Source organism: Myxococcus guangdongensis (assembly GCF_024198255.1).
Taxonomy (GTDB): domain Bacteria; phylum Myxococcota; class Myxococcia; order Myxococcales; family Myxococcaceae; genus Myxococcus; species Myxococcus guangdongensis.
Window position 1 is genome coordinate 501,822 of the sequence record NZ_JAJVKW010000003.1, and the last position, 12,514, is coordinate 514,335.

Here is a 12,514-nt window from a genome sequence, read left to right on the forward strand (position 1 = left end):
CTCGCGACGTTATTGAAGAGGGACGTCACGCTGGGACAGTTTCCGGCACGTCTCGCGGTGAGCTTCATTTTGCGAGAAGTGCTGGCCACGGGCGAGATGTCCCGGGATGCGTTGGCACGCCGGGTGGAACGCTTCAATCACCTGGCGGTGCTCCGACCTGACGGGTGCCTTGCGTGGGTGCGCACGGGGAGGACCCAACAACGCGTGACGTCCGTCGAGTGGCGGGGTGGGGCCTTTCGCGCGCACGGCTTCGAGTTGGGCCGCTTCTACGATGGAAGCACGGGTGTGTTCCGCCTGCTGGACGACGAACTGCGGGAGGAGAATGGGTTCCCACTGGCGGACGTCCACGACGATGCCGACGTCCTCAGTCGCGCCCTGGACGGGGCTGAAGAGGCCTTCGTCGGACTCATCCTGGCTGTGGGCAAGTTCTTCTCGACATCTCCAGCGGACAACCTCGAGGCACTCCGTCAGATGCCGGTCGCCGTGGTGGCGTTGCTGGAGTCATCGCCCGAGTACCTGGAGCGCTTCCGGTACATGACGCGGGGCGAGCAGGTGCAGGTCGTCTCCAAGCTGGTGACGAACTTCATCGCGACCTGGGGCACGGTGTCGTCCGCGACGCGCACGTTGGAGGGGACCGCGCTCGCCACGGCGGAAGTGCCAGTGCTTGCGCTATCCGCCGACGGAACTGTCGCCATGCGGCTCGTGGCTGCTCCCGTGGGACGTGCGGCAGCGATGCTGAGCGGCGGGCCTGGAGCGGCCATCATCCTTCAGCGGGTAGGCACGACGGCGAAGCAGGGTGGACCCTCCAAGGGGCCGGGACAGTGGGGACCGGCGAAGGAGTCCATGTCGCCCGGAGCGCGGCGCTACCAGGAACAGATCTCGGGCCACACAGCGGACGAGGCATACTGGGTCGGAGGCGTCGGCAGAGACAGCGGAGGCGTGAAGTTCGATGGGTACGACAAGGGCGTGCTGCTGGAGGCGAAAGGGCCGGGCTATGCCAGGTTCTTCGAGGCCCTCGACCCGAAACGCTGGTTCACGAACTCCGGGGCGAAAGCGCTTGTCGAGCAGGCCGACAGGCAATCCCGCGCGGCGAGAGGAGTTCGAGTCCGGTGGCATGTCGCGGAAGAGAGCGCTGCCAGCGCCATCCGGAAACTGCTGAAGGACAACGAAATTGAAGGGATCGAAGTTGTCTTCACTCCTGTTCATCCCTGAAGGTGCGCTCTCGTGAGTGAAACATACTACGCGGGTGGGTACTGGGGCCCTCGCCAGGAGTCGCCGGAAGGCTGCGCGCAACGATTGGAGGACTTCTTGAGGGGACTCTCCTCCATCGATTCATCCTTCGCGCATTGGTACGAGACCGCGAAGTCGCCGAAGGCGTCGTTGAAGCGTCCACTTTGGCCAGACCACGGGGAACTGACGCGGCTCGTCCAGAGGAGCAAGGACCCGGTATTCGATGACCTTGGGTTCAGCGTTGGAGGATGGAACGGCCAGCCTCTGGCACATGAGGACTGCGGGTTCCTGCTCAGGTGTGGAAGCTACGATGCGCGGACACACAACCGCTGCGTGTTCAGCTTGCCCAGCCGAGGCGCGAGCGCGGACCGTGTCCTGACCGCACCTGTATTGTCGAGCATGCTGCGAGAAACCGCCGCCGCATGGGCCCCTGATTGGGGCGTGGCCATGTCACATGCTCACCGCGACATGGCCGATTCGCATCGCGTCCCGAAGTCGCCATACGTCGGGTGGGTGACGTACCTCGCTCAGCATCGCGGCCCGGTGCCGCCCCTTCCTGCTCCGGTACGCGTCGAGCCCGTGGAGGGAAAGGGCACCCTCATCGTCCTCACGCCCGAGCGCTTCACGGCGAGCAACCCGGAGCATGTGGCGCTGGCGGAGCGGGTGCGAGTCCTGTTGGACCAGGCGGGGCTGTTGAAGCCGCTCCAGGCCTGAACGCGACGATGACACCCGTCTCACGAAACACAGAAGACGGAGCCCACACCCGGGCTCCGCCTCCCGTGATTCACCACCGGTTTCAGCGCAGGCGCTGGTACAGCGTGTCGAGCAGCGTGCCGTCGTCGCCGCTCAGCTCCCAGAACATCGCGCCGCCCAGGTTCTTGTTCAGGATGTAGTCCGACTTCGCGTTCAGCGTGGACGGGTCGTCATACGCAATCCACACCTTCGTCGTCGGGCTGTACACGTACGCCTCCTTCGCCTCGGGGTGGGTGAACTTCGTATAGCCCGTGCCCGCGCGCTCGTAGTTGGCCTTGATGTCCTTGTAATCGAACACACCCGTCAGGCCCGACTGGCCGTCATCCCACGTGCCCTTCGTCGGCACGCCGCTCTGGAACAGGCCGTTGTTCACGTTCGGCACGCCGCCCCAGCCTCGGCCGTAGAACGGGACGCCCACGACAATCTTGTCCGGCGCCACGCCCAGCTCGAGCATCTTCGCCACCGAGCCGTCCGTGTAGAAGCCCGTCCCCGCCGCCGGGTCGCCCGTCACGCGGTAGAGCGCCGAGTGGAAGTTCACCGTGCTCTCGAATGAGCCGTGGTAGTCGTAGCTCATCACGTTGATCCAATCGAGGATGTTGGACAGGTTCTTGGTCTCCTGCTTGTTCGCCAGCAGGTCCGGCGACGCGCCCGTGGCGATGGTGAGCAGGTACGGCTTGCCCGTCTGCGCCGTCACCGCGTTGAGCTGGTTGCGGAACTCGGCCATCAGCAGCGTGTAGTTCTGCTTGTCCGCGGGGCTGTTGGTGTTGCCCGGCAGACCGCCACCCACCGGGTACTCCCAGTCGATGTCGATGCCGTCGAACACGCCCACGCCGTTCGCCGGGTCCACGCCGGGGTACTGACCCTTGATGAACAGGTCCACGCAGGACTTCACGAACGCCGTGCGCGAAGCCGCGGTCGCCGCCACCTGCGAGAAGTACGTCGACCACGTCCAGCCGCCCACCGAGATGAGCACCTTCAGGTGCGACTGCGTCTTCTTCAGCTCCTGGAACGCGCGGAAGTTGCCGCGCAGCGCCCCCGGGTTCCACTCGCCCGGCCAGCCGCCGCCCTTGTCGATGTCCGCGAACGAGTCACCGAGCACGCACCGCCCATCCGCCGAGATGTTCGAGAAGGCGTAGTTGATGTGCGTCAGCTTCGACGCGGGGATGTTCGCGACCTGGTAGTTGCGCGAGTAGATGCCCCACTGCGTGAAGTAGCCCACGATGCGCTTCTGGCCCCCCGGCTGCCCCGGAATCGCCACCTGCACCGTGACTTGCTTCGTGCCCACGTTGCCGGCCTTGTCGTACGCCCGCAGCGTGTACGAATACGTGCCGTTCTGCGCCGAGCCGGAGAAGGTCCGCGAGTAGCTCAGCCCCGTGGACACCACGGCGCCGTTCTCCTGAATCTCCACCCGGTCCACGCCCACGTTGTCCGTGGCCGTGGCGCTGAGGGTCAGCGTCCCCGCCGCGGTGATGTTCGTCGAGCTCGCGTTCAGCGTGACGGTGGGCGCCGTGGTGTCACCGGGGACGGTGATGGCCACCTGCACGGTGACCTGCCGCGTGCCCACGTTGCCGGCCTGGTCGAAGGCGCGGAAGGTGTACGTGTATGAGCCGTTCTGCGCGGAGCCGGAGAAGTTGCGCGAGTAGCTCAGGCTCGTGGAGACCACGGTGCCGTTCTCGAGAATCTCCACGCGGGCCACGCCCACGTTGTCCGTCGCCGTGGCGGTGAGGGTCAGCGTCCCTGGCGCGGTGATGTTCGTCGAGTTGGCATTCAGCGTGACGGTGGGCGCGGTGGTGTCGCCGCCGCCCGCGGGCCCCAAATCCAACCACAGCGCCGCCACCGCCACGGGCGTCCAGTCCGCCTGCGACGTGTGCGCCTGACGGCATTGATAGAGCCGTCCACCGTAGGTGACTTGCGCGCCCGTCGCGTAGGCGACGCCCACCGCCCACTCGGCGAGCAGCGGCGCGCGCATCACACTGCCCTGGCCCTCGCCGTGCGACGGGGAGACTTCTCCGCACCCGCCCGCGGACAGGGCCGAGACCATCAGTCCAATGAACCACTTGCTGCGACGCATGCTTGCTCTCCTCGCTTCGATGGACGCGAGTCCGAAACCCGCTCGGGAACTCGTTTCCAGGAAGGAGGTGTGGACCGGATTTTCCGGGTCAAAGCCTCACACAGTGAATGGTGTGAGTGGAAGAACACGCAGCCACAGGAAGTGACGCGAGCGTCACCATCTCAGTGCCACTGTTCGTTTCCATCCACCCAGGTGGCGAGCACGCCGAGGTCTCCGCTCAGCAGCGCGAGGTTCGCGCGACCACCGGCCACGAGCCCACCCAGCTGGGACTCCAGGCCGAGCACCTGCGCGGGATAGCGCGAGGCCATGCGCAGCGCCTCCTCCAGCGGAACGTCCAGGAGCCGAACGGAGTTGCGCACCGCCGACGCCATGTCGATGTCCGCGCCGGCCAGCGTGCCGTCCTCCGTCACCAGCCGACCCTCGCGTCGCAGGATGGTGTGCCCATACAGCGTGAAGGTCGTCTCCGTCGTGCCCACGGGCGGCATCGCGTCCGTGACGAGGAAGACCTTGCCGCGAGGCTTGGCCTTCAAGAGCTGACGCAGGTTCGCCGGGTGCACATGGACGCCGTCCACGATGACGCCGCACCACGCGTCCTCGGACTCGAAGCCCGCGACCACGGGGCCGGGGTGTCGTCCTTGCACCGGAGGCATCGCGTTGAACAGGTGCGTGAAGCCACGCACTCCCGCCGTGAGCGCCTGCAGGGACCGCTCGTAGCTCGCCGCCGTGTGGCCCGCGAACAACACCGCGCCCGAAGCGCTGAGCGTCTGGATGAACGCGTCCTCCACCCGCTCCGGAGCGAGCGTCATCAACAACCTGCCCCCAACCCGAGCCAGTCGCTCACTGAGCGCGACGAGGGACGCGAGGTCCTCGGCGCCGGGCGGACGGATGTGGTTCGGCGCGTGGACGCCCGGGCGCTCGGGGCTGATGAAAGGCCCTTCCAGATGGACACCGAGCACCCCGCTCCCGGGCTGCTCCAGCGCGCGCGCCGCTGCCTCGCAGGCGAGCCGGGTGCGCTCGGGCGCATCCGTGATGAACGTGGGCAGCAGGCTCGTGGTCCCCGAGCGCCGCAGCGTGGATGCGATGGCGAGCGCCGCGTCGACCGTGGGCGAGTCGTTGAACAGCACGCCCCCCGCGCCGTTCACCTGGAGGTCGATGAAGCCGGGGGCGAGCAGGGCGTCGGCGGGGAGCTCGCGGGTGGAGAGCCCCACGGGCGCCTCGTGACGCGGCACCACGGCGACGATGCGTCCGGCCTCGAGCACCACCGAGTGGCCCTCGAGGATGCGCTCGCCGGTGAACACGCGCGAGCCCGTGAGGATGTGTCTGGTCACACCGTCTCCGTCACCTTGCGAAGGTTCGCGGGTGCATCCGGGTCCATCCCGCGCGCCGTGGCGAGCCGGTGGACCGCCAGGTAGAAGCTCTGCACCTGGCACAGTGGCGCAAGCGCCAGGGGAACACCAGGAACGGTGGGCAGCGTCGCGGCGCCAGGGACAGGGAGCACCGAGCGCACGTCCGCGCCCAGCTCCAACATCCGGCGCACCACCGCGCGCGTGCCCTCGGCGGAGCCGTCCTCCTGTCCCAACGCGATGACGGGGAAGCCCGGCCGCACCAGCCCGAGTGGACCGTGGACCACCTCGGCCGCGCTGAAGGCCTCGGCGTGCACGCGACAGGTCTCCTTGAGCTTCAGCGCCAGCTCGAGCGCCGCGCCCAGTCCGCTGCCCCGGCCAACGACATACAGGCTCTGCGCGTCGACGAGCGTCTCCAACGCGGGCCACCAGTCGAGCGCGCACGCCGAAGTCAAAGCATCCGGAAACGCGGCGACGGCCTCGTGCAGCTCCGGGCTCGCGGACCAGTGCGCCGCCAGTCGCAGGAACGCGAGGCCGGAGAGCAGATACGACTTGGTCGCGGCGACGGCGCGCTCGGGGCCCGCGTCCAGCGGAATGCTCACGTCACACAGCGCGCCGAGCGGCGCGGAGGCATCATTGATGAACCCGACGACGAGCGCGCCCGAGGCCTTCGCCGCCTCCGTCAAACGCAGCAGGTCGGGACTGCGCCCGGATTGCGACACGGCGATGAAGAGCGAGTCGCGCAGGTCCAGCGCATGCGCGCCATAGATGGACGCCACGCTGGGGCCCACCGACGCCACCGCGCGGCCGAGCGTCGTCTCGATGAGATACTTCCCGTAGACGGCCGCATGGTCCGAGCTGCCCCGCGCGCAGGTGACCACGAAGCGAGGTGGCTGGCGCCGCAGTCGCTCCCCCAGCTGCATGAAGGCGTCCTCGCTCCGTGCCAGCTGGAGCCGGGCGACCCCCGGAGCCTCCGCGGCCTCACGCGCCATGATGGGTAATCGACTCGACTCCTGGCTCCACGTCCCGCTCACGCTCGACTCCAAGAGGCACCCCCGCACCCCGTGCGATGCCTCGAGGCAGAGATAGAGCGCGGTGGGGACTTCCTCCACTCCCTCCTGTCCGGCTGCTCGACAGTGAGCCCTCCGCCGTGGACGGAGTGTCCGTCGATGGACGCCGGTCCGGGCGTCCCCCAAGGGGAGCACGGCTCCGCGTTGACGCACGCGGACATCCCGAGGCCACGCGCCGCGAAACCGGACAACCTCCCTGGGCCCCCTATACTGCGCGCCAGGGAGGCAACACCTCGACATGGGCACGCGAATCCTGGGCATGGTGCTGGCCGGAGGCCAGGGAACCCGGCTGGCGCCGCTGACGTTGCGACGCTCGAAGCCGGCGGTCCCCTTCGGCTCGAAGTTCCGCATCATCGACTTCGCGCTCAACAACTTCATCAACTCCGGCATCTACTCCATCTACGTCCTGACGCAGTTCAAGGCGCAGTCGTTGACGGAGCACATCCAGCGGGGCTGGCGCTTCGGCTCGGTGCTGTTGTCGGACTACTTCATCACCCTGGTCCCCGCGCAGATGTACCTGTACGAGGAGCTGGGGCCCGTCTGGTACCGGGGCACCGCGGACGCCATCTACCAGAACATGCACCTGGTGGAGAACCACCGCCCCGAGCACCTGGCCATCTTCTCCGGCGACCACATCTACAAGATGAACGTGGCGCACATGCTGGAGCAGCACGAGGCCCAGCGCGCCGACATCACCATCGCCGCGTACCCCACGCCGCTCGCCGACGCGCACCGCTTCGGCGTCATGCAGGTGGACGAGCGCGGCCGCGTGACGGAGTTCCAGGAGAAGCCAAAGAACCCCAAGCCCATCCCAGGCCGGCCCGACACCGCGCTCGCCAGCATGGGCAACTACATCTTCCGCAGCAAGGTGCTCGCGGAGCTGCTGGAGATCGACGCGAAGTCGGAGGGCTCGCAGCACGACTTCGGCAAGGACGTGCTGCCGCGCGCGCTCAAGGACGGCTATCACATCCACGCGTACGACTTCGCCAAGAACCCCATTCCTGGGCAGACCGGCCCCAACACCTACTGGCGCGACGTGGGCACGCTGGACGCGTACCACGAGGCGTCCATGGACCTGGTGTCGGTGAACCCGGAGTTCGACATCTTCAACGCCGAGTGGCCGCTGCGCTCCGCCAGCGAGTACAGCCCGCCCGCCAAGTTCGTCCACGAGGCCGGCGACCGCGTGGGCCGCGCGCTCAACTCCATGGTGGCCGGCGGCTGCATCATCTCTGGCGGCGTGGTGCGCGAGAGCATCCTCTTCCGCCGCGCGCGCGTGAACAGCTACGCCAGCGTGCAGCGCTCGGTCGTCTTCGACGAGGTGGACATCGGCCGGCACGCCCAGGTGAAGAACGCCATCATCGACAAGGGCGTGCGCGTGCCCCCCAACGCGAAGGTGGGCTACGACCTGGACGCCGACCGCGCCCGCGGCTTCACCGTCACCGAGAGCGGCATCGTCGTGGTGCCCAAGGGCTACCGCTTCGAGTAGCCCTCACAGGCCCCGCTTGCCGTCGGCCCAGTACGCCTTCGAGCGCAGCGCGCGCTTGTCGAGGCCGTGGCGCTCGAGCAGCTCCTGGCGCAGCCGCACGATGCTGCCCGCGTGGCCCGCCAGGTAGCACGTCGCCTCCTTGCGCACGTTCCGCCCGAGCCACGCGCACAGCGCCTCGCCGCGCGCTCCGCCGGGCTCGCGCGTCACCGCCGTCAGCGGCACGCCCACCTTCTCCAGCCAGTCCTCGCAGCCCGGCTCCACCTCCACCGCGCCCGACAGCCGCAGCGGGGAGGGCAGCGCGCGCACCATCGCCTGGAACAACCCCAGACACGTCTCGTCGCCCAGGAACAGGTGCGAGTCCGCGTCCGGGTCCACCGCCAGCCGCCCGCCCGGGCCCAGGATGTCCACCGCGTCGCCGGCCTTCAGCCCCTGCGCCCACGCGCTCCCCGGCCCCTGTCCGTGAAGGTAGAAGACGACTTCCATGATTCCGTGCTGCGCGTCGAGCAGACTGGGCGTGTAGTGCCGGAACTCCGTCGCGCTGACCCGGAACTCCACTTCGTGTCCGGGCTCGTGCACCACCCCGCGCAGCGACGCCCCCTCGAAGCGCACCCGCTTCAGCCGGGCCGACAGCGCCTCCACGTGCGTGACGTGGGAGGGCTTCGCGAACCAGGGCATCAGCGTGTTCGCCAACACCGCGGGCATCTGGGGCATGTCCTGTCTCCATCCGGGTTTCCGGGGTTCAAAATCCAATATTGAATATGAGAATCGTTATCAAGTAGGGTGCCGTCCTGTCGAGTGAGGTGGAGCCCTCGGGGCGCGCGGTGAGCGCGCGCGTGAAAGGGGGCCCTCGACGAGGAAGACCGGGGCCCCCGCTCCGGTGGGCACGTCACGCAGTCCGTTCAGGGAAGAGGGATACGAAGATGAGTCATACCGAGCAGGCGTTGCCGAGGCGCGCCGGACAGCAGGGCCTGTGGGTCCTGGTCGCCGTGGTCATGTCGTTGGCGTTGCTGGCGAGCTGCGGAGATGACGAAGACCCCACGCCCACGCCCACCCCGGACGCGGGCACGCCGGATTCAGGTACGCCGGACGCGGGGCCTCAGGTGTGTGGACCGTCGACGGTGGACTGCGCCGAGCAGACCATCGACACGCTGTCGCTGCGCACCGTGGTGAACACGGGCGTGGTGCGTGAAGAGGGGACGACGTCGGGCGAGTTCCTGACGTTCGTGGACTCCACGGCGGGCGGTCTGAACCCGACGATGTCCTATACGTACCTGCAGTTCACGGCGACGGGCGCCAAGCAGGTCCAGATCCACGACCACCAGGCGCTCGCGTCGCAGGACTGGGACATCGCGGTGCGTCGCTACACGATGCGCGTCAACAGCGGCACGTCGGGTCCGTCGTGCGTGTCGGTGGCGAAGGTCGCCGAGGGCACCACGTTCGCGCAGGTGTCGGCGGTGGACTCCGCCTGGACGTTCGAGACGGAGAAGTGGTGGGACAACGCGTCGGGCACCTGCACGCTCATCCCGGATGACTCGGGCCTGAACGGTCCCAAGACGGCGCTGGGCGCCTTCTGGGAGTACCCCACCCGCTGCGTGCAGATGACCGGCCAGGTGTTCGCGGTGCGTCTGGCGGATGGTCGCCACGTGAAGCTGGAGGTGATGGGGTACTACGAGCCCGCGGCGCAGCAGACGTGCAACGAGACGGGCGCGGCGCCGACGCCGAGCGGCTCGGGTTCCATCCGCATCAAGTGGGCGTTCCTGCCGTGAGGCTCGGGGCGTGGCTTCTGTTGCTTCCCCTGGGATGTGGCCCCGTGGAGTCGACGCGGGCGCCGCACGAGCGTCCGGAGACGTTGGCCGAAGGGCGGCAGGGGCAGCAGACGGGAGCGCGCCCCACCTCGCCCCTGGCGGTGCCGCCGAGCTTCGGCGCGGGTGAGCAGGTGGAGTCGGTGGTGTCCCCCAAGGGGCGCTTCCGCATCCACTTCTCCCGCGTCGGGCTCAACGCGGTGCCGGCGGGGGACGCCGATGGAAGTGGCGTGCCCGACGCCGTCGAGGTCGTCGGGCGCGCGTATGAGCGCGTCGCGGACTTCTACCAGGGCCTGGGCTTCGTGTTGCCGGGCAGCGACGCGGCGGTGGAGGACAACGGCGGGGACGGGCTGTTCGACGTGTACCTGGTGGACTTCGCCGGGGTCGCGGACGGGGCGTTCCGGCTGGATGACTGCGAGACGGAGTCGGGCCTGCGGTGCGTGGGGCACATGCTCCAGGAGAACGACTTCGCGGGCTACAACTACCCCTCCTACGAGACGGCGGTGGACATCCTCGCCAGCCACGAGTTCTTCCATGCGGTGCAGTCCGCGTACCGGACGGGCATGGGCGGCGTGGTGACGGAGGGGACCGCGGTGTGGGCCAGCGAGCGGTTCGACGCGTCGCTGGATGACCTGGAGCACTTCTCCGCGTCGTACCTGTCGCGCACGGAGCTGAGCCTGGTGCAGGACCCCACGGGGCCGGCGGCGTCGTTCAGTTATGGCTCCAGCCTGTTCTTCCAGTACCTGGGTGAGCGCGTGGGGGATGGGGCCATCCTCCGACTGTGGGAGGAGAGCGTCACCTCGCCGGAGGTGCGCTGGCCCGTGTTGGTGGACCGCCTCCTGTATCGCGACTGGAGCCTGAGCTTCGACGCCGCGTTCACGGAGTTCTCGACGTGGAACCTGTCCACGGGCGCGCGGGCGAATGCGTCGCAGGGCTACGCGCGGGGCGGTGGTTACGACGGGTTGAAGCCGGCGGCGAAGACGCTGCCCTACCAGGAGGCGGACGTCCGGATGACGACCGCGTCGGCGCGCTACTTCGAGGTGCCGGGTGGCTCGGCGCGGGTGTGGGCGCGGTACACGCCTCGGGACGTGGCGAACTCGTCCCAGCAGCACCTGCTGGTGGCGGCGGTGACGGACACCGCGGTGCTGCGGGTGGTGCGCGTGGATGGGCCGGGGACGTTGTCGGCGAACGTGACGGCGTCGGATGCGAGCCGGGTCATCATCGCGGTGGTGGATGGCCGCCACGAGGGCACGGGCCGCTACGGCACGCTGTGCCTCACGGGTGAGACGTCCGGCGCGCCGTGTGTCGACGTGAAGCCCGAGCCGGAGCCCGAGCCCGAGGTGCCGGAGACTCCCGACGATGATGACGACAGTGGCTGCGCGGCCGCGCCCGGTGCGCTGGGCTGGGCGGCGCTGGTGCTCGTGGGGTTGGGGCGGCGAAGGCGGTCGTAGACACGGCGAGGTCCGCCGAGGGCTCCTTCGTCAGGGGCCCTCGGGAGCCGCCGCGCCGGGTGTCGACGCAGCTTCGGGTGACATGGGCGTGGGGCCGGTCGGGCACTGCCCCTGGTACGCGGTGAGCGCGCGTTGGAAGCGCTCCTGCTCCTCGCGAGGCCACTCCGCGGGCAGCTTCGCGATGGCCTCCTGTTGCTCCTGGATGGCCTCCTGGCAGCGCCCCTGGTGGAAGGCGACCAGGGCGCTCGTCTCCAGCACGTAGGCGTTGTTGGGCGCCTCGCGGCGTCCCATTCGGGCGAGCGGGGCCGCCTCATCGTGACGCCCGACCTTCGCGTACAACCAGCCCAGTTCGGTTGCGCTCCACCAGTATTTGGGGCTGAGCTGATTCAGCCTGCGCAGCGCCTGCTCATATCCTGAGTCCTCGGGTCGGTCCCTCGCCAGTGTACGCGCCACATGTGCCCAGGCCTGAATGCTGTCGGGAAATGACTTCACACGAGCGATGCCCCACGCAAGCTCCTGAGTGGGGGTGAGGTCCATGCCCGGATGGGCAGTGGTCATCTGGAGGGTATAGCGATTCTCGATGGGATGACCCGCGAGGGTCGCAGGGTAGAATCGCATGCTCGCCGCGGTCTTGAGGGCGGCCTCGGTGATTTCGTGGGTCGCGGACTCCAGGACCTGGATGTTCCGGGGGCGTCCCGCGGTGTCGATGATGAAATGGATGACGACGATTGCGAGGATGCGCTCACGGTAGACGTGCTGAGGAAACTCATGCTCCACCATGGAGTAACGCACAGGGAACTCGAGCTGCTCTCTCAGGTAGTCGCAGGCCTGGAACAGATCCGCCTGATGACATGCGGCGGCGATGTCCCCGTAGGCCTGTCGTACCTGTTGCTCCGTGGGTCGCCCCGCGAGGACCTGTTGGGCCTCGGAGAAGACGGCGGGAGCCTCTGAAGGAGTGACGACCAGGCTCGGGTCGGTGCTGAGGGGCGGCGCGAGCACACCGAGGTAGACCTGCGTGCCCTCGAACCTCGGATTCAGGTATTGGGCGAGAGCCCGGGACAGATGTCCATGGCTCGCGGGCAGGGTGGGAATCGGACGCGAATGGCCACACGCGGTGAGCCCCAGGAGCACGGCGCCCAGGGCGAAGATTGCGAATCTCATCGCGCTCCACGCTAGCGTGGCCTGTCCGGCGCAGAAAGGTCTGCCCAAGGCGTGTCGAAGGTCGTCCCAGCGGGGTTGCACAGGGGGCCGCTGTCCTCCGCGCGACACGGGGCGCCCGGTGCCTTCACGCGCGAGGGCCCGCCGTCT

The 12,514-nt window shown here is 68.5% G+C and carries 10 protein-coding genes; 5 read left to right on the top strand and 5 right to left on the bottom strand.

The annotated features are described in order from the left end of the window. Positions 1-12 precede the first annotated feature (12 nt). Together LXT21_RS11495 and LXT21_RS45355 are read left to right on the top strand one after the other, a co-directional pair. Positions 13-1,212 (top strand): Tox-REase-5 domain-containing protein, encoded by a 1,200-nt coding sequence (locus tag LXT21_RS11495; RefSeq protein ID WP_254038156.1) that lies wholly within the window; start codon positions 13-15, stop codon positions 1,210-1,212. Positions 1,213-1,224: 12 nt separating this feature from the next. Beyond that, entirely contained in the window at positions 1,225-1,944 is a 720-nt protein-coding gene (locus LXT21_RS45355) for an immunity 52 family protein (protein WP_323394327.1), read from the top strand. A gap of 82 nt (positions 1,945-2,026) precedes the next feature. Here the strand turns inward: LXT21_RS45355 and LXT21_RS11505 are convergent, their stop codons facing one another. From LXT21_RS11505 to LXT21_RS11515, 3 genes are all read right to left on the bottom strand, one after another. Then, positions 2,027-4,054 carry a glycosyl hydrolase family 18 protein gene (locus LXT21_RS11505; RefSeq protein ID WP_254038158.1) on the bottom strand — a complete coding sequence of 676 codons (2,028 nt, stop codon included), beginning with the start codon at positions 4,052-4,054 and terminating at the stop codon, positions 2,027-2,029. A gap of 161 nt (positions 4,055-4,215) precedes the next feature. Then, positions 4,216-5,382, bottom strand: a complete 1,167-nt coding sequence (gene nagA, locus LXT21_RS11510; protein ID WP_254038159.1) for an N-acetylglucosamine-6-phosphate deacetylase — start codon at positions 5,380-5,382, stop codon at positions 4,216-4,218. Then, complete coding sequence (locus LXT21_RS11515; RefSeq protein ID WP_254038160.1) at positions 5,379-6,431, bottom strand: SIS domain-containing protein; 1,053 nt, start codon at positions 6,429-6,431, stop codon at positions 5,379-5,381. The genes nagA and LXT21_RS11515 overlap by 4 nt, the downstream gene beginning before the upstream one ends. Before the next feature lie 274 nt (positions 6,432-6,705). Between LXT21_RS11515 and glgC the strand changes: the two genes are divergently transcribed. Then, positions 6,706-7,953 (top strand): glucose-1-phosphate adenylyltransferase, encoded by a 1,248-nt coding sequence (glgC, locus tag LXT21_RS11520; RefSeq protein WP_254038161.1) that lies wholly within the window; start codon positions 6,706-6,708, stop codon positions 7,951-7,953. 3 nt (positions 7,954-7,956) lie between these two features. On the opposite strand, the gene LXT21_RS11525 is transcribed toward glgC, so the two are convergent. Beyond that, positions 7,957-8,664, bottom strand: a complete 708-nt coding sequence (locus tag LXT21_RS11525) for a siderophore-interacting protein (protein WP_254038162.1) — start codon at positions 8,662-8,664, stop codon at positions 7,957-7,959. 209 nt (positions 8,665-8,873) lie between these two features. On the opposite strand from LXT21_RS11525, the gene LXT21_RS11530 reads away from it, so the two are divergent. Beyond that, a complete protein-coding gene (locus LXT21_RS11530) occupies positions 8,874-9,719 on the top strand; it encodes an HmuY family protein (protein ID WP_254038163.1) in 846 nt (281 codons plus the stop codon). A gap of 44 nt (positions 9,720-9,763) precedes the next feature. Further along, positions 9,764-11,206 (top strand): MXAN_6640 family putative metalloprotease, encoded by a 1,443-nt coding sequence (locus LXT21_RS11535; RefSeq protein WP_254038164.1) that lies wholly within the window; start codon positions 9,764-9,766, stop codon positions 11,204-11,206. Positions 11,207-11,236: 30 nt separating this feature from the next. On the opposite strand, the gene LXT21_RS11540 is transcribed toward LXT21_RS11535, so the two are convergent. Further along, positions 11,237-12,367 (bottom strand): TonB family protein, encoded by a 1,131-nt coding sequence (locus LXT21_RS11540; protein ID WP_254038165.1) that lies wholly within the window; start codon positions 12,365-12,367, stop codon positions 11,237-11,239. Positions 12,368-12,514 lie beyond the last annotated feature (147 nt).